This window comes from Kitasatospora sp. NPDC001527, assembly GCF_040298605.1.
Classification (GTDB): domain Bacteria; phylum Actinomycetota; class Actinomycetes; order Streptomycetales; family Streptomycetaceae; genus Kitasatospora.
Genome location: NZ_JBEPAM010000041.1, coordinates 48,683 through 69,050, shown reverse-complemented (window position 1 = coordinate 69,050; position 20,368 = coordinate 48,683). Strand labels below are relative to the sequence as shown.

General features: G+C 75.2%; 19 protein-coding genes. 9 read left to right on the top strand and 10 right to left on the bottom strand.

Annotated features, from left to right (window positions below):
• Positions 1-38: 38 nt before the first annotated feature.
• Positions 39-1,493 (bottom strand): DUF2252 domain-containing protein, encoded by a 1,455-nt coding sequence (locus ABT238_RS29265; protein WP_502884309.1) that lies wholly within the window; start codon positions 1,491-1,493, stop codon positions 39-41.
• A 193-nt stretch (positions 1,494-1,686) separates the two neighbouring features.
• On the opposite strand from ABT238_RS29265, the gene ABT238_RS29260 reads away from it, so the two are divergent.
• A complete protein-coding gene (locus tag ABT238_RS29260) occupies positions 1,687-2,064 on the top strand; it encodes a DUF2809 domain-containing protein (RefSeq protein ID WP_350568094.1) in 378 nt (125 codons plus the stop codon).
• A 7-nt stretch (positions 2,065-2,071) separates the two neighbouring features.
• Here ABT238_RS29260 and ABT238_RS29255 read toward each other — a convergent pair whose 3' ends face one another.
• The gene (locus ABT238_RS29255; protein ID WP_350568091.1) at positions 2,072-2,854 is read right to left on the bottom strand and encodes an SGNH/GDSL hydrolase family protein; all 783 of its coding nucleotides are present in this window, start codon (positions 2,852-2,854) and stop codon (positions 2,072-2,074) included.
• A 270-nt stretch (positions 2,855-3,124) separates the two neighbouring features.
• On the opposite strand from ABT238_RS29255, the gene ddaH reads away from it, so the two are divergent.
• Positions 3,125-3,952 (top strand): dimethylargininase, encoded by an 828-nt coding sequence (ddaH, locus tag ABT238_RS29250; protein WP_350568088.1) that lies wholly within the window; start codon positions 3,125-3,127, stop codon positions 3,950-3,952.
• 23 nt (positions 3,953-3,975) lie between these two features.
• Here the strand turns inward: ddaH and ABT238_RS29245 are convergent, their stop codons facing one another.
• Genes ABT238_RS29245 through ABT238_RS29235 form a run of 3 tightly spaced genes read right to left on the bottom strand, consistent with a single transcriptional unit; the run spans position 3,976 to position 6,880 of the window.
• The gene (locus ABT238_RS29245) at positions 3,976-4,680 is read right to left on the bottom strand and encodes a LutC/YkgG family protein (RefSeq protein WP_350799563.1); all 705 of its coding nucleotides are present in this window, start codon (positions 4,678-4,680) and stop codon (positions 3,976-3,978) included.
• On the bottom strand, positions 4,677-6,134 hold the full coding sequence (locus ABT238_RS29240; protein ID WP_350799551.1) for a lactate utilization protein B: 1,458 nt from the start codon (positions 6,132-6,134) through the stop codon (positions 4,677-4,679). Before ABT238_RS29240 ends, ABT238_RS29245 begins: the two co-directional genes overlap by 4 nt.
• The gene (locus ABT238_RS29235) at positions 6,131-6,880 is read right to left on the bottom strand and encodes a (Fe-S)-binding protein (RefSeq protein WP_350799544.1); all 750 of its coding nucleotides are present in this window, start codon (positions 6,878-6,880) and stop codon (positions 6,131-6,133) included. Before ABT238_RS29235 ends, ABT238_RS29240 begins: the two co-directional genes overlap by 4 nt.
• Before the next feature lie 173 nt (positions 6,881-7,053).
• Between ABT238_RS29235 and ABT238_RS29230 the strand changes: the two genes are divergently transcribed.
• The gene (locus ABT238_RS29230) at positions 7,054-7,899 is read left to right on the top strand and encodes a hypothetical protein (protein ID WP_350799535.1); all 846 of its coding nucleotides are present in this window, start codon (positions 7,054-7,056) and stop codon (positions 7,897-7,899) included.
• A 55-nt stretch (positions 7,900-7,954) separates the two neighbouring features.
• On the opposite strand, the gene ABT238_RS29225 is transcribed toward ABT238_RS29230, so the two are convergent.
• Positions 7,955-9,169, bottom strand: a complete 1,215-nt coding sequence (locus ABT238_RS29225) for a globin domain-containing protein (protein ID WP_350799529.1) — start codon at positions 9,167-9,169, stop codon at positions 7,955-7,957.
• Positions 9,170-9,309: 140 nt separating this feature from the next.
• Positions 9,310-9,789 (bottom strand): RrF2 family transcriptional regulator, encoded by a 480-nt coding sequence (locus ABT238_RS29220; RefSeq protein ID WP_350568072.1) that lies wholly within the window; start codon positions 9,787-9,789, stop codon positions 9,310-9,312.
• 347 nt (positions 9,790-10,136) lie between these two features.
• Between ABT238_RS29220 and ABT238_RS29215 the strand changes: the two genes are divergently transcribed.
• The 3 genes from ABT238_RS29215 to ABT238_RS29205 all read left to right on the top strand — a co-directional run bounded on the left by ABT238_RS29215 (position 10,137) and on the right by ABT238_RS29205 (position 13,437).
• Positions 10,137-12,038: an AbeC-like domain-containing protein gene (locus ABT238_RS29215; protein WP_350799511.1), complete on the top strand. Its 1,902-nt coding sequence runs from the start codon at positions 10,137-10,139 to the stop codon at positions 12,036-12,038.
• Positions 12,035-12,460, top strand: coding sequence for a hypothetical protein (locus ABT238_RS29210; RefSeq protein ID WP_350568067.1), 426 nt, complete (start codon positions 12,035-12,037; stop codon positions 12,458-12,460). The genes ABT238_RS29215 and ABT238_RS29210 overlap by 4 nt, the downstream gene beginning before the upstream one ends.
• 200 nt (positions 12,461-12,660) lie before the next feature.
• Positions 12,661-13,437: an SAM-dependent methyltransferase gene (locus tag ABT238_RS29205; RefSeq protein ID WP_350568198.1), complete on the top strand. Its 777-nt coding sequence runs from the start codon at positions 12,661-12,663 to the stop codon at positions 13,435-13,437.
• On the opposite strand, the gene ABT238_RS29200 is transcribed toward ABT238_RS29205, so the two are convergent.
• Together ABT238_RS29200 and ABT238_RS29195 are read right to left on the bottom strand one after the other, a co-directional pair.
• On the bottom strand, positions 13,427-14,143 hold the full coding sequence (locus ABT238_RS29200) for a hypothetical protein (protein ID WP_350568064.1): 717 nt from the start codon (positions 14,141-14,143) through the stop codon (positions 13,427-13,429). The genes ABT238_RS29205 and ABT238_RS29200 overlap by 11 nt on opposite strands.
• 66 nt (positions 14,144-14,209) lie before the next feature.
• On the bottom strand, positions 14,210-15,109 hold the full coding sequence (locus ABT238_RS29195; protein WP_350568061.1) for a PaaX family transcriptional regulator C-terminal domain-containing protein: 900 nt from the start codon (positions 15,107-15,109) through the stop codon (positions 14,210-14,212).
• 306 nt (positions 15,110-15,415) lie between these two features.
• Here ABT238_RS29195 and ABT238_RS29190 point away from each other — a divergent pair, with 306 nt between their 5' ends.
• The 3 genes from ABT238_RS29190 (at position 15,416) to ABT238_RS29180 (ending at position 19,035) form a co-directional block, all read left to right on the top strand.
• The gene (locus tag ABT238_RS29190; protein ID WP_350799494.1) at positions 15,416-17,083 is read left to right on the top strand and encodes a beta-propeller fold lactonase family protein; all 1,668 of its coding nucleotides are present in this window, start codon (positions 15,416-15,418) and stop codon (positions 17,081-17,083) included.
• 109 nt (positions 17,084-17,192) lie between these two features.
• Positions 17,193-17,837: a helix-turn-helix transcriptional regulator gene (locus ABT238_RS29185; RefSeq protein ID WP_350568055.1), complete on the top strand. Its 645-nt coding sequence runs from the start codon at positions 17,193-17,195 to the stop codon at positions 17,835-17,837.
• Between the two features lie 61 nt (positions 17,838-17,898).
• Complete coding sequence (locus ABT238_RS29180) at positions 17,899-19,035, top strand: aminotransferase class I/II-fold pyridoxal phosphate-dependent enzyme (RefSeq protein ID WP_350568052.1); 1,137 nt, start codon at positions 17,899-17,901, stop codon at positions 19,033-19,035.
• Between the two features lie 48 nt (positions 19,036-19,083).
• On the opposite strand, the gene ABT238_RS29175 is transcribed toward ABT238_RS29180, so the two are convergent.
• Positions 19,084-20,271 carry a GNAT family N-acetyltransferase gene (locus ABT238_RS29175; RefSeq protein WP_350799474.1) on the bottom strand — a complete coding sequence of 396 codons (1,188 nt, stop codon included), beginning with the start codon at positions 20,269-20,271 and terminating at the stop codon, positions 19,084-19,086.
• Positions 20,272-20,368 lie beyond the last annotated feature (97 nt).

Genomic DNA, 20,368 nt, shown 5'->3' with positions numbered 1-20,368 from the left:
GCCGATCAACCGCGGATCAACCGCCGAGCGAACACCGATCAGACGCCGTGCTCGGCCGGAAGCCGGCCCGACCGGATCGCCGCCACCAGGTCGGCGTGGTCGGCCTCGGTGCGGTCCGCGTAGGCCACCGCGAACGCCGCCACCGCCTCGTCCAGCGCCTCGTTCTTGCCGCAGTAGCCGCTGACCACCCCCGGGTCGGCGGTGTGGGCGTGGGCGCGGGCGAGCAGGGCGCCGGTGATCCGGGCGTAGTCGTCGAGCTGGGCGGGCAGCAGCGCGGCCGGGTCCACGCTGCCCTTGCGGTTGCGGAACTGCCGTACCTGGTAGGGCAGTCCGTCCACGGTCGTCCAGCCGAGCAGGGTGTCGCTGACCACCTGCATCCGCTTCTGGCCCAGCACCACCCGGCGGCCCTCGTGGCTGTCCGGCGCGGTCACCGGGTACCCGGCCCGGGCCAGGTACGGCAGCAGCACCGACGGACGGGCCTCCTTCACCTGGAGCACCAGCGGCTGCTCGCGGTGGTCGGTCAGCAGCACCACGTACGAGCGGGTGCCGACACTGCCGGTGCCCACCACGCGGAACGCCACGTCCTGCACCCGGTAGCGGGACAGCAGCGGGTGCAGCTCGGCGGGCACCGTGCGCACGTACGGGGCGAGCGCGGTGGCCACCGCGGAGGCCTCGGCGTCCGCCACCTCGCCGAGCACCGGAGGAGCCGCGGTGAACCGCCAGCCGCCGTCCTCGGAGCGCACGGTGGACTTGGCGGCGAAGCGCGCGCTGGTGTTGCCGAGCGCCTTGGCGGCCACCTTCTCCAGCACCTCGGCCAGGTCGTGCGCCTGGGCGAAGGAGACCAGTTGCTCGTCCGCGACGGCGTTCCAGGCGTCCAGCGCCGACAGCTTGGCCAGCGTGCGCATGGTGCGGCGGTACGCGCCGACCGCGTCGAAGGCGGCCTGGCGGGCGGTGGTCTCGTCGGCGCCCACCTCCCGGCCGGCCAGCACCAGGCTCGCGGCGAGGCGCTTGAGGTCCCACTCCCACGGGCCGGGCACGGTCTCGTCGAAGTCGTTGATGTCCATCACCAGCCGGCCCCGGGCGTCGCCGTACAGGCCGAAGTTGGCGGCGTGCGCGTCGCCGCACAGCTGGGCGACGGTGCCGCTGGTCGGCGTGGCGGCGAGGTCGGCGGCCATCAGGCCGGCCGAACCGCGCAGGAAGGCGAACGGGGTGGCGGCCATCCGGCCCAGCCGGATCGGCACCAGCTCGGTGAGGCGGCCCGCGTTGGAGGCCTCGATCGCCTCGACGGCGCTCGGACGGTCGGCGGCCGGGGCGAACTCGGCGTGCCGCTCGCGCGGGCTGCGCTCGCGCAGGGCCTTGCCGCGGGCGCGGGCACCGCCGTCGTGGCCCGGCGCGAAGCCCTCGACCGTGAACCGCCGCCCGGGCTCCCGCCCGGCCCCCGCCCCGTCCGCCGGTATGCCGGACCCGATCACCGTCTCGGTCAGCTGCGTCACTGCGCCCGCCTGTTCTCCGTCGTTCCCGCCCGTGGCCTGCACGGACCCGGCCGCGTACGGGCCGGCCAGCAGGCTACCGGGCCGCCTGTGCGGCCTGTCGGCAGGGAGGGACGCGGGGTGGACCGGCCACGGTTCCGCCGACGAGGGCCGGGGCGACTAGGGTGCGGTGGTGGACGGTCTTCGGAGGCGGTGGGTGGCGCGGGCAGCGGCCGTGGCGGTGGCCGGGCTGACCGTGGCGGCGGGGCTCGGGGTGCGGGCGGTGGCCGGCGGCGACGCCGCCAAGTACGCGGGCGACGCCCTCTACACCGTGCTGCTGTACACGCTCGTGGTGCTGCTCGCGCCGCGTCTGCGGCCGTGGCCGGCGGCGGCCTGGGCGGCCGGGCTGAGCTGGGCGGTCGAGCTGTTCCAGCTCACCGGCGTCCCCGACGGGCTCGCCCGGCGCAGCACGCTCGCCCGGCTGGTGCTCGGCTCCACCTTCAACCCGCCGGACCTGCTCTGGTACCTCGTCGGCGCGGCGCTGGCCGCCCTCGCGCACCACGGCGCGCGGGCGGCCGGGCGGGCCCTGTCCTGACGGACCGTCAGAGTGGCAGCAGCTCGGGCCGCTTGGCCTCGACGTGGTCGCCGGAGGACTCGCCGCGCAGCCGGCGCCCGACCCACGGCAGCAGGTACTCGCGCGCCCACTGGATGTTCTCCCGCCGCTGCTCGGCGGCGGAGAGCACGGGCGCGGACGGCCACGGCGCCTCCGGGTCCTGCTCGGTGCGCAGGCCCAGCGAACGGGCGGCCAGCAGCGCGACCCGCTGGTGGCCCCCGGGGGAGAGGTGCAGCCGGTCCTCGCTCCAGGCGCGGCGGTCCTGGACGGCCCGCAGCGACCACAGATCGGCCACCGTGCAGCCGTGCCGGTCGGCGACGGCCCGCATGTGCCCGTTGTAGGTGGCGATCTTGCCGCGCAGGTGCTTGAGCAGCGGCACGCCGCGAGTGTCGAAGCCGGTGCAGATCAGCACCGTGCCCGCCGCGTCCGCGAGCTGGGCGACGGCATCCTCGAACCGCTCGGCCACCTCGTCGGGGTCGCTGCCGGGCCGCAGGATGTCGTTGCCGCCGGCGCAGAAGGTGACCAGGTCCGGCTGGATGCGGCGGACCTGCGGCACCTGCTCGGCCACGATCTGGTCCAGCAGCCGGCCGCGCACCGCGAGGTTGGCGTACTGGAACCCGCCCGGCGGCCGGCCCGCGGCGAGCAGCACCGCCAGCCGGTCGGCCCAGCCGGCGAAGGCACCGTCCGCCGCGGGGTCGTTCAGCCCTTCGGTGAAGCTGTCCCCGAGGGCGACGTACGAATTGAGGTCAAGGGTCTCCTGGAGGTTCGGCATGAAAGAGATAGTTCACTGTCTCAAGTGACCTACGCCACCGTAGGTGACCGGTGGCGGTACGTGAGATCGGCCACGTGCTGTCGCAGCGGAATGATGCGCGCCCCCGTGCGCCGGGTGCGCGGGGGACTGCGCCGCCCGGTCCTCCCACGCGGGTGTGCGAACGGCGTCGCCGGGGCAGCCGCCCTCTGGACCCGCAGGGCGCCGGTGGCGAGCGCCTCCCGCGCCGGTCCCGTTCGTTCTCCAGTCCCGTTCGATGGCGGAGGTCGCCGCATGCCCCACCGATTCCCGGAGCGCGTCGCGAGGCCGCGGCGCTACCTGATGTGCCGGCCCACGTACTTCACCGTCGACTACGCGATCAACCCCTGGATGGACCCGACGCGGCCGACCGACACCGCGCTCGCCGTCCGCCAGTGGGAGCGGCTGCGCGCGCTGTACGCGGAGCTCGGCCACACCGTGGAGCTGATCGATCCGGTGCCCGGGCTGCCGGACATGGTCTATACCGCCAACGGGGCGACGGTGCTCGGCGGCCGGGCGCTGGTCGCGACCTTCCGCCACCCCGAGCGGGCCGCCGAGTCGGACGCCCACCAGGCCTGGTTCCGGGCCGGCGGCTACCGGGAGGTGCGGCGGGCCGCGCACGTCAACGAGGGCGAGGGCGACCACCTGGTGGTCGGCCGCCGGGTGCTCGCGGGCACCGGCTTCCGCACCGACCCGGCCGCGCACGTCGAGGCCCGGGAGGTGTTCGGCGTCCAGGTGCTCAGCCTGACCCTGGTGGACCCGCGCTTCTACCACCTGGACACCGCGCTGGCCGTGCTCGCCGACGACCAGGTCATGTACTACCCGGAGGCGTTCACCCCGGACAGTCAGGCCCTGCTGCGCAGCCTCTACCCGGAGGCCATCCTCGCCGAGCGGGAGGACGCCGAGGCGTTCGGCCTCAACGCCGTCTCCGACGGCCGCCGGGTGCTGCTCCCGGAGGCCGCGAAGTCCCTGGCCGCCCGCCTGGCCGACGCCGGCTACGAACCGGTCCCGGTGGACGTCTCCGAACTCCTCAAGGGCGGCGGCGGCCCCAAGTGCTGCACCCTGGAACTCCGCCCGGCCTGAGCCCGGCGAGCGGGCGGCGGGGCTCAGCCGGCGTCGGTGACCAGGACGACCTCCAGGGTGCGGGGGCCGTGGACGCCCTCGACGCGGGTGAGTTCGATGTCGCTGGTGGCCGAGGGGCCGGAGATCCAGGTCTGCGGGCGGGTGGGGTCGAGGCGGGGGAGGGCGAGCGGGACGGAGGCGACCAACTGGTCGGGGGCCAGGACCACGCAGACGTGGTGGTCGGGGACGAGCGTGAGCAGGCGGCGGCCCTGGGCCGGGCCGGCGTCCAGGACGAGGGTGCCGGTCTCGGCGATCGCCAGGGCGCAGCCGGTGAGCACGCTGTCGACGGTGTCCAGGCGGGCGGCGCTGAGCGGTCCTTCGGGGCCGTCGTCCGGCAGTGGCCGGGCGTGGGCGACGGCGAGCCACTCGGGCGGCAGACCGGGCGGCACGGCCACGGTGCGGGCGCCGCGGGCCTCGTACAGGGCGGCGAGCAGCAGGGGCAGCCGGTCGGGGGTGCAGCGGTGGACCAGGGCGCGGTAGTCGGCGAGGTTGCGGTGCAGCAGGTCGAGCAGTGCGGCGGGGTCGTCGGCGGGGACGTGGCTGCGCAGGTAGTCGCGCGGCACGGGCGCCTCGTCCGGGAGCGGGGCGTCGCCGCCGGTGCGCAGCGCGGCGCGGATCCGGGCGAGCACCAGGTCGCGCGAGCCGGTGGGCGGGGCCGGGCTCGGGCTCGGGTTCGGGGGCGTGTTCATCCGCGGTTCCTCCGCCACCAGTCGCGGAACGGTTCCGCCGGGACGGCCGGCAGGTCGCGGGTGTCGGTCCAGGCCCGGCCGGGGCCGGGGAGGCGGCGCGGGTGGAGCCGGCGGGTGCGGGCGGCGGCCCGTTCGGCGGCCCGCAGCAGGGCGGGGCGGTCGAGCACGTACGTGGCGGCGGCCATCGCGGCGCGCTCCAGCCGGTGGCCGCGCTGCCCGGCGACCCGTTCGCGCAGGTGGACCAGCACCTCGGGGATGTCGATGGCCACCGGGCAGACCTCGTAACAGGCCCCGCAGAGCGTCGAGGCGTACGGCAGCGAGGCGTCCAGCGGGCTGTCGGTGCCGCGCAGTTGGGGAGTGAGGACGGCGCCGATCGGGCCCGGGTAGACCGAGCCGTAGGCGTGGCCGCCGGCCCGCTCGTACACGGGGCAGACGTTGAGGCAGGCCGAGCAGCGGATGCAGCGCAGCGTCTGGCGGCCGACCCGGTCGGCGAGCGCGTCGGTGCGGCCGTTGTCGAGCAGGACGAGGTGGAACTCCTCGGGCCCGTCGCCGCCCGGGCCGTCGGCGTGGGTGCCGGTCCAGAGCGAGGTGTAGGGGTTCATCCGCTCGGCGGTGGCGGAGCGGGGCAGCAGTTGCAGGAAGACCTCCAGGTCCTGCCAGGTGGGCAGGACCTTCTCGATGCCGACCACCGAGATCAGGGTGCGGGGGAGGGTGAGGCACATCCGTCCGTTGCCCTCGGACTCGACGACCACCAGGGTGCCGGTCTCGGCGATCATGAAGTTGGCGCCGGAGACGGCGACTTCGGCCCGCAGGAACTTCTCCCGCAGGTGCAGCCGGGCCGCCTCGGCGAGTTCGGCGGGCGCGTCGGTCAGTCCGTCGGGGGCCGGGCGGCCCCAGTCGGCCATCCGCCGGGCGAAGATCTCCCGGATCTCGCCGCGGTTGCGGTGGATCGCCGGGACGAGCAGGTGGGAGGGCCGGTCGTCGCCCAACTGGACGATCAGCTCGGCGAGATCGGTCTCGTAGGCGTGGATGCCGGCCTCGGCCAGCGCCTCGTTGAGCCCGATCTCCTGGGTGGCCATGGACTTGACCTTGACCACCTCGCGGGCGCCGGCGGCCCGGACCAGGGCGGCGACGATCCGGTTGGCCTCGGCGGCGTCGGCGGCCCAGTGCACGGTGCCGCCGGCGGCGGTCACCTGACGCTCCAACCGGACGAGGTGGTGGTCCAGTCGGCTCAGGGTGCGGTCCTTGACGGCCTTCGCGGCGGCGCGCAGCCCGGCCCAGTCGGAGAGCTCGGCGACGGCGCGGGCGCGCTTGTCCCGGATGGTGCGGGTGGCGCGCCGCAGGTTGGCGCGCAGCCGCTCATCGCGTACGGCGCGGGCGGCGGCCTGCGGGAAGGTGGTTCCGGGGGAGACGCCCGGCGGGAAGGCGGGCATGCCGAGGAAGGTCCCGCTCACGGCGCCGCCCGCCAGGGTGCGGCCTCGGTGCTGGCGAGGATCTCGGCGAGGTGGAGCGGGCGCAGCCGCGCGCCCTGGCGGCGCAGCGTGCCGCCGAGGTGCAGCAGGCAGGAGTTGTCGCCGCCGCACAGCACCTCGGCGCCGGTGGCCAGGGCGTTCGCGGTCTTGTCGGCGGCCATCGCGGCGGAGACCGCCGGGTTCTTGACGGCGAAGGTGCCGCCGAAGCCGCAGCACTCCTCGGCTTCGGGCAGTTCGAGCAGCTCCAGCCCGCGCACGGCGCGCAGCAGCCGCAGCGGGCGGTCGCCGAGGCCGAGCAGTCGCAGGCCGTGGCAGGAGGGGTGGTAGGTGACCCGGTGCGGGAACCACGCCCCGACGTCCTCGACGCCCAGCACGTCGGTGAGGAACTCGGCCAGCTCGTACACCCGGGGCGTCAACTCGGCGACGGCGGCGGGGAGTCGGCCGCCGGCGCGGGCGGCGATCCGGGGGTGGGCGTCGCGCACCATGGCCACGCAGGAGCCGGAGGGCGCGACCACGTGCTCGTACCCGGCGAAGGCCCGGACGGTGCGGCGCACCAGCGGTTCGCAGGCCCTCGGGTACCCGCTGTTGTACTGCGGCTGGCCGCAACAGCTCTGCGCGGGCGGGAAGTCGACGTCGACGCCGAGGCGCTCCAGCAGCCGGACGGTGGCGATCGCGGTGGACGGCAGCAGCGCGTCGTTGACGCAGGTGGCGAACAACGCGACGCGCAACGGTCCTCCCGTGCCCTCGGTCCGGTTTCGAGCCGGATGCTACTGGAAATCACCGCCCGATGCGCGCACGCTGGGAACAGGGAATTCCACGTCGCCACGCGGTCCGAAGGACGACGGAACGGAACCGGGCCGTCACTCCCCGAACCGCGAGCGTGCATTTCAGAGGTGACACCATGACCAGGGCAATAGCCCGAGAGGTCGCCCGGCCGATCAGCCGGGTCACCCCGGACGACTTAAACCAGGAATCCGCCGCCAAGGAATTCGAACAGTATCTCGCGGAATTCGGTGCGGCCCAGGTGGCCGAGTTGCGTGGCCGCCGCCGGTATCCCGACGACCTCGTGGCCCCGGTGCCGCAGGGCGGCGGTGAGCTGGTCGAGGATTTCAAGCGCGACCTGCTGGAGGGTCTCCTCCATCGCGTCCGGCCGGAGCTCGTCCAGCTCACGGTCGATGTCCACCCCGGCAGCCAGGTGGTGGCGGCGCCCTACGACAACAGCTGGCAGACCGGCCTCGGGCTCCCGCTGTCACGGCTCGACGGGCACATGACGCTGCTCGGGGGCGACACCTTCTCGGGCGCCGGCTTCAGCTTCTTCGTCCGCGCCAGTACGAGGGCGGCGATCGTCGTCACCCCCCAGGGGACGTACGAGCACTCCTTCGTCGACCTCCAGACCGATCCCAATCTGCAGACCCGGGGTGGAGCGGGGGCGATCGTCTACCGGAACATGGTGCAGAGCGCCAAGACCGAGATCACCCTGTGGAACCGCGTCGGCATGACCCCGGGCTCCGGGGAAACGGTGAACCTGGCGATCTCCGACCTCACCGGAATCTCGGGTGGGCCCTTCCCCGGAAGCCGGCTCTTCCCGGTCGTCTTCGACATCGACCAGGGGGACGTCTGCGAAGTGTGGATCTATCTGTGGAACGCCTGCTCCGGCACCGAGGGCAAGCCGTTCCTGTGCAGCCAGTCCGGCAAGGTGCCGCTGGTGACCGTCGACGCCGAACCGCCGTTCGTCCCGCCGCACTGAGCGGCGTGCCGCGCGGGCGGGGGACGAACGGCGGTTCCGCGGGGGCCTACCGGCGTCAGGCGTCCTGGCCGAGCCAGAGGTCCGGGCCGAACACCTCGTAGTGGATGTCGGCGGCCGGGACGCCCGCCGCCAGGAGCTGGCCCCGGGCGGCGCGCAGGAAGGGCATCGGGCCGCACAGGTAGGCGGTGGTGCCCGCCGGGATCTCGACCGAGGCCAGGTCGACCAGGCCGGTGCGGTCGGCCGGCCAGTCGCCGAGCGGCCGCTCGTAGAAGACGTGGGTGGTGGCGTTCGGCAGCTTGGCGGTCAGCTGGGTGAGGTCGGCGCGGAAGGCGTGCGACAACTGGTCGCGGTCGCCGTGCACGGTGACGACCCGGCGGGTGGAGCCGGTGGCGGCGAGGTGGGCCAGCATCGCGGTCATCGGCGTGTTGCCGATGCCGGCCGAGGCGAGCAGCACCGGACCGCCGCCCTCGGCGAGCGCGACGTCGCCGAACGGCGGGGTGATGTCCAGGGTGTCGCCGGCCCGCAGGGTCTCGTGCAGGTGGTTGGAGACCTCGCCGACGGGGCCGCCGGCGAGGTCCGCGACGGCGCGCTTCACGCTGAACTGGAGCGCGCCGTCCGGGGCGCCGGAGAGGCTGTACTGGCGGATCTGCCGGGCGCCGTCCGGGAGTTCGGCGCGCACCGAGACGTACTGGCCGGGCCTGGCGGCCGGCAGCGGCTTGCCGTCGGCCGGGCGGACCAGGTAGGTGGTGACGTCGTCGGTCTCCTGGTAGCGGGCGATCACGGTGTAGGGGCGCCACAGGTCGGCCGGGTCCAGGCTCTGGGCCGCGGCGGTCTCCTCGCGCAGCCGGTCCTCGATGGCGATCAGCGCGTTGGCCATCAGCCAGTAGACCTCGTCCCAGGCGGCGGCGACCTCGGGGGTGACGGCCTCGCCGAGCACCTCGACGATGGCGGCGAACAGGTGCTCGTGGACGATCCGGTACTGGTCGTTGCTGATGCCGACCGAGACGTGCTTGTGGGCGATGCGGGCGAGCAGCGCGTCCGGACGGCTGTCCGGGGCGGCGATCAGCGCGGTGGCGAAGGCGGCTATCGAGCCCGCGAGCGCCTGCCGCTGGGTGCCGTTGGCCTGGTTGCCCCGGTTGAACAGGTCGGTCAGAAGCTCCGGGTGAGCGGCGAACATCTTCCGGTAGAAGAGCGGCGTGATGTCGCCGATCGCACCGCCCACGACGGGCAGGGTGGCTTCGACGACCTCGGCGGACTTGGCGGACAGCATCGCTGGCACTCCTGAATTGGTATCTGAGAGTCGTATTTTCGGCCGTGCGGATGCGCGGACCGGCGTGGGAGGTGGCGTGGTGCGACGGTGGGGCCGTGCGCGGGGTGGTGCGGTGGTGCGTCGGGGTGTGCCGGAGCGCGTCAGCCGGTGGGGCCGGCGACGGGTTCGGGAATCGGGGCGAGACCCGGTCTCAGGGTGAGGTCGAACAGGACGGGGCCGGTCGGCGTGGTCACCAGACCGCCGATCGAGAGCGGGTCGAGCGTGGCGAAGAACGCCTCCTGCGCGGTGCGCAGTGCCCCGCGCAGCCGGCAGGCCGACCGCAGCGGGCACGGCGGTTCGTCCTCGCAGCCGACCACGTCGCCCACCCCCTCCAGTTCGCGCAGCAGGACTCCGAGCGAGCCGTCGCGTCCGAGCGGGGTGAGGGACAGGCCCCCGCCCCGGCCGCGCCGCGCCTCCACCATGCCAAGGTGCTGCATCCGGCTGACCACCTTGGCGGCGTGGGTGTACGGCACGCCGACCGCCTCGGCCACCTCGCGGGTGGTCGGGTTGGCCCCCTCGTCGAGGACGGCCAGCCGCATGGCGATGCGGAGGGCGATGTCGGTGCTCTTGGTCAGCCTCACGTTCGAAAGGCTAGCGAATGCGACTCCAGGACTCCAATTTCCTGCACGCGCCACGGTGCGGAGCCGAACCGTTACCCGGCGGCGGTTCCCGGAGGCTGTCCGTCCCGAAGGTCAACTGCTTTACTGGCCAAGCTCGTTCGCCGACCAGCGGGCGGGGGAATGGGGGAAACATGGACAGTGGCACTCAGCCGCCACCTCCGCCACAGGGACCACCGACGTATCCGCCGCCGCGACCGCCCGCCCCGCCGCCGGGGTATCCGCCGGCCCGGCCGATCCCGCTCGGCCCGGTCCGGCCCGCGCCGCAGGCCACGCCGACGTACCCCGGCCCGTCCGTCGCCGCGCACGCCATGCCGCCGCCGCTCACGGGCCCGCCGCCCGACGCCTCGCCGTCGGCCGCCGCACCGCCGTCCGCCGCCTCGCCGTCCGCCGCCGGCGTGCCGCCCGCCGGGCCGCCTCCGGCCTCGACCGCCGTGCCGGCGACGCCCGAGAACCTGCGCCACCAGGCCGGCCCCGTCCCCGGCGATGCCACCCGCTACCTGTGCGCCGCCGCCTGGCTGGACCGCCGCTTCCGCGCGAAGGTGATCGAGGAACTCGTCGAGCAGTCCTTCCGCATCCCCGCCCCCTCGCCCGGCACCGACCTGGTCCGGGTCCTGCACGAGGCGCTCACCGCCCGCCGCTGGGAGGCCTGGAGCGGCGCGCTCTGCCTGCTCGTCCTCGTCCTCGGCTCCCCGGTCTTCGGGGTGCCCAGCGCGGTCCTGGCCGTCACGCTGGTCGTCCTGCTGGGGATCTTCCGCGGCGCCGGCACCGATCGGATGGACCACCGCCTCGGGCTGGAGGTCGAGCGGCTGGACGTCGGCCGGCCGGTCGCGCGCGGCAAGCCGTGGACCCCGGCCGCCGGCCTGTTCCGCCGGACCGTGACGGCGGCCCTCGCGCTGGTGGCCGCCCGCCTGGTCCTCTACGGCTACTACGAGTTCAGGTTCTGGCGCGACTACGGGGAGAACACCCTCCTGTCGGACCTCGACAGCTGGAGCCACTGGCTCCTCGACCCCGAGTTCTTCTGGAGAGTGCTGCGCGAGGAAGCCGCCACCACCGCCCTGGCGCTCGTGCCGCTGTGGCTGGTCCTCGCGGGGCTCCGCTACCGGATCCGCCGCCGCCTGGAGGCCTTCGCCGACCCGGAACCCGGCGCCGTCCCGCCGCCGGAGCCCAGGGGCGCGAAGGCGTCCTGGCTGTACGAGCGGCTGGGCGAGCAGCAGAGCGGACCGGAACTGCTCTACCGGCGGGAGGCGCCGCTGGTCGGCCTCGGCGCGGCCGGGCGCACCTGGCGGATGACCTTCGAACTGCGCCCCTCCGCCGACCGGGCCGCCCGGGGCCGCGGCGCCGACCCGATCGACGCCGCCGTCCTCTACCACGCCGTCAGCGCCCGGGTGCGCGCGCTCGCGCAGGACCAGGGCTACCCGGAGGACCCCCTGCGCGGACTCACCGTCACCGACCGGGTGTTCCGGCCCAGTCTGCGGCACGACGACCCGCGCGGCTGGCTCGGTGCGATGTCCGGCCGGGCCGGCGGACACGTCCTGCTCGAACCCGCCTGGGCGGACCTGCTGAGCCGTACCGGGCACGAGCGGCTGCGCCACTACCTGGCGATCCGGGTCGGCTCCTGGCACGAGGAGGTGGTGGTCACCGTCCTGGTGCGCATCACCACCCGGGGCGGGCTGCTCTACGTGGAGTGGCTGCCCTACGCGCTGGGGCCGGTGGCGCCGGCCTACCACGTGGTCGACCTGCTCGGTCACCGCACCGACCTCGAACACGGGCTGAACGCGCTCGGCTGGTCCGCGCGCTCCCTGATCGGCGACCTCGGGATCGCGGTGGGCCAGCTCCGCGAGGTCCGGGAGTCGCGCCGCCGCGCCGCCCGGCTCTCCGCCCGCTACCGCCACCTGGTCCGGGCCGGGTACGCGGTCGACTACGCGCCCCGGCTGAGCGTGCGCGAACTCGGGGCGTCGGACGAGTTCCAGAACATCTTCCAGGCGCACGACGTGCAGCGCTTCCTCAACACCGTCACCCAGCGGGTGTTCAGCGCGGTCGGCGACGAACTGCGGACGCGCGGCTACGACAGCGCCGCCTTCGAGAAGCAGGCCCAGAACATCACCAACGTGAACAACGGCGGTGTCCAGGTGATCGGCTCCGACGTGCGCGGACCGGTCGCCGGAGGCGCCGGATCCAACGTCAACCTAGCGGACGGACAGGGGACATGACGCGACAGCCGGACGCGGCGCCGGGCGGCAACCGCAACGAGGGCGGCATCCAGGTGGTCGGCTCCACCGTGCACGGCCCGGTGGCCGGCGGCCAGGGCGCGACGGTGTCGATCGGCGCGGGCGCCGCCGGGGCCGCCGTGCCGGCCGGCCCCGAGGGACTGCGCACGGCGGCCGAGGCGCTGCGCGCCGCGCTCGCCCGGCTGCGCGCCGAACAGCCGGGCGCCGTACCGGAGGAGGACGCCGAGGACGCCGACGCCGCGCTCGCCGGCATCCTCGACGAGACCGCCCTCGACGAACCCCGCGAGGGGCCGCTGCGCCGCCGGGTCCGCACGGTGGCCGACGCGCTGCGCACGGTCGCGGTGCTCACCGCGGCGGTGAGCGGTCTGGAGGCAGCCTTCGCGGCGCTGTTCGGGCAGATCTGAGGCCCCGACCGGCCGTCCCTCCGCGCGCTGTGGTTACCATGCGCACCAAGGCGTTCCGCCCGCGGGGTCGACGCGGGAACGCCGCCGGCGGGGCCTGCACGGAGCGGCGACGGGGAAGCGGGAGGGGCGGGATGGCGCGCACTGACGGGGTACCGGGAGAGCGGCCGGGCGGGGGCGGCCGGACGGGGCTCGAACTGCGGATGGACGTCCCGCACTCGGCGCGGGTGTACGACTACCTCATCGGCGGCAAGACCAACTTCGAGCCGGACCGCACCGCCGCGCACGCCGCGGTGCGGGCCTGGCCCGCCCTGCCGACCTCGATGCGGACCACCCGCGGCTTCATGGAGCGGGTGGTCCGCCACCTCGCCGAGGAGCACGGTGTGCGGCAGTTCCTGGACATCGGCGCGGGCATCCCCTCCTCGCCGAACGTGCACGAGATCGCCCAGGAGGTGGCGCCGCGGTCGCGGGTGGTGTATGTCGACAACGACCCGATCGTGCTGACCCACGCCCGCGCGCTGATGTCCAGCCGGCCCGAGGGCCGCACCTCCTACCTGGAGGCCGACCTGCGCGACGTCGACGCGATCCTGGACGCGCCGCAGCTGCGCGAGGCGCTGGACCTCGCGCGGCCGGTGGCGCTCTCGCTGATCGCGATCGTGCACCTGGTCCTCGACGAGGACGACCCGCAGGGCGTCGTCCGCCGTCTGATGGACCGGCTGGCGCCGGGCAGCTTCCTCGCCCTGACCGTTTTCACCGGCGACACCGACCCGGTCGGCGTCGGCGGCGTGGGCCGTGAGTACAACACCCGCGGCATCCCGCTGCAGATCCGCGACCGGGCCGAGACGCTCGCCTTCTTCGACGGCTACGAGCTGCTGGACCCGGGCGTCACCCTGGTCCACCACTGGCACCCACGGCCCGGCGCGCCGTCGGTCCGCGACCAGGACATCGCGATGTACGGCGGCGTGGCCGTCAAGCGCTGACGGGCGTACGCCGCTTCTTCCAGCGGGCCCGGTGGAAGATCGGGTCGACCGCGACGACGCAGAGCGCGTGCATGGGGTACTCCGTGTACCTGGGCTCGAAGAAGCCGACCAGGTCCCCGACGAGGCTCTCGCCGTGCCGGTGGACGCGGGGGTCCCGTGCGACGGCTTCCCCGGCGGCGGTGAGCGAGTCCCCCATCCGGAACAGGAGTTCGGCGCGGGCGGTGATGACGGTCGTCCCGGCGTGCCGGGCGAAGCGGGCGGGGCGGTGCTCGGCCCGGTGGCGGACCTCGTCGGGCCGGTCGGCGGAGCGCGGCGCGGGGGCGGTCACCGTCAGGGGCGAGGAGGTCCGGCGCATCCCGCGCCGCAGCGCCGGCCAGTCGGAGGGCCGCAGTCCGGTGTCCGTACGGGCCAGCAGCAGGGGCGTCGGCCAGGTGTCGGCACAGCCGCCGGACATCGGCCGGGCCCCCGGTGGGACCGGGATGTGCACCGCGCTGTGCGGGCTCGCGGCGGCGACGCGGAACAGGGCGCCGAGGCGCAGCAGGTCGGCGCGGCTCGCGCGGAGGTGGCCGACCTGCTGATCCGGCGGGTGGAGGAAGGTGTTGCGGAGCATCGGACCGGTGTCCAGGATCCGGCCGAGCCGTGATCCGGCGCGGGCCACCGGATGGCTCGTCACCCGCAGCCGCATTCGCCCGTCGCCGTTCTCCATGGGCCGAGTACAGCACGCGTGCCCGGGGCGGTCCAGCCGCTTTGCCGTGCCGGCCGGGGTGCCGGTTCAGGTTGTGCGGGGCTCGCCGGTGATTTCGGTCATGACCTCGTCGTAGCGCTGGAAGAAGCGGGGGCCCGGTTCGGCGGCGTCGTGGTCGGCGCGGCGCAGCAGGCGCCAGCAGTCGGCGGTGAGCGCCCGGGCCTCGGCGCCGGGCCAGGGGTGGGGGAGGAGCTCGGGCGGCAGCAGCGGGTCCGGCGCGGTGGCGCGGGTGAACTCGGCGGCCAGTTCGACCGCGATCGCGAGCCGCTCGATCCGGGTGGGCGCGGCGCCGGGGGCGGTGGCGGACAGCCGGGCGAGGCGGTCGGCGGCGAGGACGGCGAGGCGGCGGTGGCCCTCGGCGAGGTCGTCCAGCGGCCAGAGCCGGCGGGCCAGGGCGAGCGGGTCGTCCTCGCCGGCGATGCGCAGGTCGGTGCTGGTGAGCAGGGTGACGCAGTCCCGGACGCCGAGGTGGTCGACCTCGGCCCCGACGTAGGGCTCCCAGGCGTTGGCGCTGACGTAGAGCCCGCCCTGGAGGGCCGCGCCGCCGAGCCGGACCAGGGCTTCGCGCAGGGCGTCGCGGGCGGCGCGGGCGGATTCGGGGACGGCGAAGGCGACGAGGTGCCAGCGGCCGTCCCAGGGCGCGAGCCCGGCGTCCTGGGCGTACATGTGGCGGACGAACCCGACCTCGGGCTCGGCGGAGCGGCGGGCCCGGTCGGTCTCGCGCAGCACGGCGCGCCGGCCGCGGCCCTCCTGGACGAGCAGGCCGTCGGCGGCCATCCGCTTGACGCACAGACGCACCTGCTGGTCGGTCATGCCGAGGGCGCCCGCGACCCCGTACAGCTCACCGGCGTCGACGGTGCCGTCCGCCCGGACCATGCCCTCGACCAGGGTCCGGGTGGGCACCTCGGCCCGCGCCTCCTCGGCCATCGCCGCCGCTCCTCACACCCCGTGCGTGCCACCCGCCGCGTCGCGGATCTCCTCCCGATGAGTGTAGTACGGGCAGAACTATCGATGTATCGACGATCGTTTCACACGTGAATGCCGATGTCCGGAAGGTTCGAACAGGGACCAACTGACCGGAATTGAACGCTTGGCAACAATCCCGCTCATCTCCTGACGCTTCGTCAATCCTGCTTCTACGCTTCGGGCGATCCGGCGGTCCCCCGGCTCGCACCGCGGGGACCGAGCGCCGCCCGGTGAACCGACCGACGAACCGACGAGTCTGGAGATCCCGTGACCACACGCCCCTCCCCGCGCCGCTCCTGGACGGCCGTGGCCGCCGTCGGCGCGGCCACCGCCGTTCTGCTCGCGCACCCCGGAACGGCCGCCGCCGGCGCCGCGGGCGCGAACGCGGCGCCGCCGCCCGCGGTGGCGGCCACCGTCGCCGTCGCCCCCCACCCGGCCGGCGTCGCGCTCGCGCCGGACGGCACCCGGGCCTATGTGACCAGCCAGAGCAGCGGCACGGTGACCGTGCTGTCCACCGCCACCGGCACGGTCGCCGGCACCTTCACCGCGGGCACCGGCTCGTACGCGGTCGCCCTCGCCCCGAACGGCGCCCGCGCCTACCTCACCCACCACCTGACCGGCACGGTCAGCGTGGTGGACACCGCGACCAACGCCGTCACCGCCACCGTCCCGGTCGGCCGCGGCGCCTTCGGCGTGGCGCTCGCCCCCGACGGCGCCCGCGCGTACGTGACCAACGCGGCCGCCGGCACCGTCAGCGTGCTCGACACCGCGACCGACACCGTGACCGCCACCGTCCCGGTCGGCGCCGAGCCGCACGGGGTGGCGGTCGCGCCCGACGGCGCCCATGTGTACGTCGCCGCCTCCGGCGCCCAGCGGGTCGACGTGATCGACACCGCCACCGCCGCGGTGAGTTCCTCGATAGCCGTCGGCCACGGCGTGTTCGGCCTCGCCCTGACCCCCGACGGCTCCGAACTGTGGACCGGCAACGGCGGTGACTCCACGGTCAGCGCGCTGGACCTCGCGACCGGCACCGTCGCCGACACCGTCGAGGTCGGCGCCAACCCGTACGCCGTCGCCGTCGCCCCCGACGGCCGGTCCGTCTACGCCGGGAACTACGCCGACAACACGCTCAGCGTGCTCGACGCCGCGAGCGGCACCGTCACCGCCACCGTCCCGGTCGGCACGAGCCCGTTCACCCTGGCCGTCGCCCCCGACGGCCGGCGCGGCTACCTGGCGGACTTCGACGCCGCCGCGGTCAGCGTCCTCGACTTCCCGCTGCCGGTGCCGGTGGTCACCGGGATCAGCCCGGCGAGCGGCCCGCAGGCCGGCGGCACGGTCGTCACCGTCACCGGCACCGACCTGGCCGGTGCGACCGCGGTGAGCTTCGGCGCCGCCGGGAACGCCACCTCCTTCTCCTGCACCGCGACCGCCTGCACCGCCACCGCGCCGGCCGCGGCCGCCGCCGGCCCGGTCGACGTACGGGTCACCGCGCCCGGCGGCACCAGCGCCGTCGTGGCCGCCGACCGGTTCGGCTACGAGGCGCCCACCGCCGACCTCGCGCTCGCGCTCGCCGCCTCCCCGGTGTCCGGTCTGTTCGGCGGACGGGTCGACTACACCCTCACCGTCACCAACCAGGGCCCCGGCGAGGCGACCGCCGCCACCGTGGCGGCCGCCCTGCCGGCCGGCCTCGCCGCGAGCAGCACGGACTGCACCGTCGCCGCCGGACGCCTGACCTGCGCGCTCACCGCCCCGCTGGCCGCCGGCACGAGCACCACCCGCCACCTCACCCTGCAGGTGGGCCTGCTGCTCAACCTCGGCCGGACGTTCACCGTCACCGCGGCCCGCACGGCCGGCGCCCCGGCCGACCCGGTGGCCGCCGACGACACGGCGAGCCGCACCTGCCGGGTCGCACTGCTGGCGATCACCTGCGACTGAACCGGTCCGGACACGGCGGGCCCGCGCCCGGGGCGGACGAACCCCGGGCGCGGGCCCGCCGCGCCTCGACCGCTGGACGAAACGTCCAGGCTGGACGTACAGTCCAGAAGTGACCACCGAGACCCCCGACCCGCGGTTGCGCGCCTGGGCCCCCGCCTGCCAGGCCGTGGCCCTGCTGCTCGGCCCCTACGCCGAGGTGGTGCTGCACGACGCCGTCCGCGACGAGGTGCTCGCCGTCTGGAACCCGATGGGAGACCGCGCGCCGGGCGACCCCTCGCTGCTCGGCGAACTCGACGCGCTCGACCAGGCCGCGCCCGACGTCTACGGCCCGTACCCGAAGCTGCTGCCGGACGGCCGGCGGCTCTCCTCGGTCAGCGCCGTGCTCCGCGACGAGGACGGCCGGCCCGCCGCCGTGCTGTGCGTCAACCTCGACCGAGGACCGCTGGAGCACGCCTCCGCGCTGCTCGCCGCCTTCGCCGCGCCGACCGCCCCGCGCCCGGAACCGCTCTTCGAGCAGGACTGGACCGAGCGGATGAACGAGGTGATCGGCGGCTACGTCCGCGCCCACGGACGCCCGCTGGAGCGGCTCGGCCGCGAGGACCGGCTCGCCGTGCTCCGCGAACTCGACCGGGCCGGGGTGCTCGCCGTCCGCCGCGCCGTCCCGGCCGTCGCGACGGCGCTCAAGGTGTCCCGCTCCACCGTCTACACCCTGCTCGCCGAACTGCGCGGCACGCCCGGACCCGCGCAGCCGTAGGACCGACCCGACCCGCTGACCGTACCGAGCGCACCGAGCGCACCGAGAAACGAGAACCGCCATGACCCGGCTCCCCGACTTCCGGCTGGAGACGTACTTCTCCCGCTGGGAGTTCACCGCCCGCCACCACCTCACCGCCTCCGACGCGCAGACCATGGCGATGTCCGAGCTGCTCGCCCTGGCGGACGCCGAGGACCGGCAGGCCTGGGACACCCTCGCCCTCGGCTACACCGAGACCTTCGGTGACCCCGGACTGCGCGAGGCGATCGCCGGCATGTACGAACAGGCCGGCCCCGAGGACGTGATCTGCTTCGGCGGCGCCCAGGAGGGCCTCAACCTGGCCATGCAGGTGCTGCTCGGCCCGGACGACCACGCCGTCGTCCTCACCCCCAACTACCAGTCCGCCGAAACCGTCCCGCTCTCGCTCTGCGAGGTCACCGGCGTCGCCCTCGACCCCGACCGGGACTGGGCGCTCGACCTCGACGAGCTCACCGCCGCGCTGCGCCCCAACACCCGGGTGGTCTCGGTCAACTTCCCCAACAACCCCACCGGGAAGGTGATCGACGCCGCCGACTTCGCCCGGCTGGCCGAACTCTGCGACGAGCGCGGCATCCACCTGTTCAGCGACGAGGTCTACCGCGGCCTGGAGCGTGACCCGGCGCGCGCCCTGCCGCGCGCGGCGGACCTCTCCGAGCGCGCCCTCTCGCTGGACGTCACCTCCAAGTCGCTCGGCCTGCCCGGTCTGCGGATCGGCTGGATCGTCTGCCGCGACCGGGAGTTGCGCAGCCGCCTGGAGCGCGCCAAGCACTACACCACGATCTGCAACGCCGCGCCCAGCGAGCTGCTCGCCCGGATCGCGATCAAGGCCCGCGAGCCGATCCTGGCCCGCAACCGGGCGCTGATCGCGGCCAACCTGCCGCTCTTCGACGAGTTCTTCGCCCGCCACGCGGACCTCTTCGAGTGGCGCGCCCCGGACGGCGGCTGCGTCGCCTACCCGCGCTACCTCGGCGCGGACGGGGTCGAGGCGTTCTGCACCGGGCTGGTCGAGGAGGCCGGCGTGCTGCTGCTGCCGGCCTCGGTGTTCCGCTCGGAGCTGACCCCGGCGCCCGCCGACCGGTTCCGGATCGGCGTCGGCCGCCGCGACCCGGCGCCCGCCCTGGAGGCCTTCGGCTCCTGGCTGGAGGGCCGCCGCCGCTGAGCCGGTGAGCCGCGCGGTCACCGGGCCCGCGGGCCGGCTTGAGGGGTGTCAGTCCCCGGCCGGCCCGGCCTCCGGCGCCCGGCGGGCCGCCTTGGCCCGGTACTTGAGCCCGAGCAGCGCCCCCGGCACCCCGCGCGGAACCAGCCAGGAGACGTCCTCGCGGTCCACCGCGTCGAAGCGGTACTTGTACGGCTCGGTGCCGCGCAGGAAGTCGAAGGTGGTGAGCCCCTGCCCGGCGGACGCCCGGATCGCCTCGGCGATCACCGCGGTGCCGAGCCGCAGCGGCGCCCAGGCCATGTCCCAGCCGATCTGGTAGTAGGCGAAGGTGTCCCGCCACTGGAAGCCGTAGAGCACCCCGACCACCTCACCGGCCCGCTGCGCGACCAGGAAGGCCGGGCCCTCGCCGCGACCGGTGTCGGCGGCCCGCTCGATCACCCGCAGGTGCAGCGGCGCGCGGGCCTCGTCGAAGGTGGTCGGCCGGCCGAGCGCGGCCCGGCGCAGCCGGTGCAGCCGGACGGCGGTGTGCAACAGCTCGAAGCGCTCCGGGAGTTCGGACACCGCCAGGGCGGGCGGCACCCAGCGGAAGGTGATCCCCTCGGCGGCCAGCTTGCGGCCGTAGCGGCGCAGGTTCGCCCGGAACTGCCGGGAGCCCAGCGCGTCCGGCCCGGCCGTCAGATCGGCGCGCGGGCACGGGGTGCGGCCGATCTCCACCGCGCCGGGCGGCAGCAGCCCGGCCTGCTCCGGGTCGAGGTCGGCGAGCAGCAGGGTGGCCCGCCGCCCGCGCCGGGCCAGCCAGTCGGCGACCTCGGCGCGGCGGCGCGGGGCGACGGCGAAGCCGCAGTGGTCGGCGGCGCCGGGCCCGGAACCGAGCACGGTCAGGCAGGGCACGGGCAGCGGCGCGCGCGGATGCAGGCGCTGGACGGTGCGCAGCAGCGGGACGACGGCCTCGACCCGCCCGTCCCCGTCCCGCCAGACCACGATCTCGCCGTCCTTGGCGGACGAGGGCGAGGCCGCGGACGAGGACGAGGACGAGGACGATGACGAGGGTGATGACGAGGCCGCCCCCAGTGTCTCCCACCAGGCGAGCGCCCACTCGGGCGTGGTGAACCAGGAGCCGCCCGGCTCGCCCGCCGCCAGCTCGCGCCAGCCGTCGACCACCTCCGCCGGTAGCGCGGCCGTCCGGTACCGGACCGGTACGGTGTGCGAAACCGCCGACTCCGGATGCGCCGTTCCCACGTCTGCAGCCCCCCAGGCCTCTCCCGTCCCCGGTGCGCCGCCGGTCGGCGGCCGGTCGCGGGCCGGTCGGTATTCTCCCGGATCCCGGCCCGCGGGA

Bases quoted from the DNA above. Each gene is read 5' to 3' on its own strand.
- ABT238_RS29255 (WP_350568091.1), bottom strand. From the start codon at position 2,854: ATGCCGAACCTCCAGGAGACCCTTGACCTCAATTCGTACGTCGCCCTC.
- ddaH (WP_350568088.1), top strand. From the start codon at position 3,125: ATGCCCCACCGATTCCCGGAGCGCGTCGCGAGGCCGCGGCGCTACCTG.
- ABT238_RS29245 (WP_350799563.1), bottom strand. From the start codon at position 4,680: ATGAACACGCCCCCGAACCCGAGCCCGAGCCCGGCCCCGCCCACCGGC.
- ABT238_RS29230 (WP_350799535.1), top strand. From the start codon at position 7,054: ATGACCAGGGCAATAGCCCGAGAGGTCGCCCGGCCGATCAGCCGGGTC.
- ABT238_RS29225 (WP_350799529.1), bottom strand. From the start codon at position 9,169: ATGCTGTCCGCCAAGTCCGCCGAGGTCGTCGAAGCCACCCTGCCCGTC.
- ABT238_RS29215 (WP_350799511.1), top strand. From the start codon at position 10,137: ATGCCGCCGCCGCTCACGGGCCCGCCGCCCGACGCCTCGCCGTCGGCC.
- ABT238_RS29210 (WP_350568067.1), top strand. From the start codon at position 12,035: ATGACGCGACAGCCGGACGCGGCGCCGGGCGGCAACCGCAACGAGGGC.
- ABT238_RS29205 (WP_350568198.1), top strand. From the start codon at position 12,661: ATGGACGTCCCGCACTCGGCGCGGGTGTACGACTACCTCATCGGCGGC.
- ABT238_RS29200 (WP_350568064.1), bottom strand. From the start codon at position 14,143: ATGGAGAACGGCGACGGGCGAATGCGGCTGCGGGTGACGAGCCATCCG.
- ABT238_RS29195 (WP_350568061.1), bottom strand. From the start codon at position 15,109: ATGGCCGAGGAGGCGCGGGCCGAGGTGCCCACCCGGACCCTGGTCGAG.
- ABT238_RS29180 (WP_350568052.1), top strand. From the start codon at position 17,899: ATGACCCGGCTCCCCGACTTCCGGCTGGAGACGTACTTCTCCCGCTGG.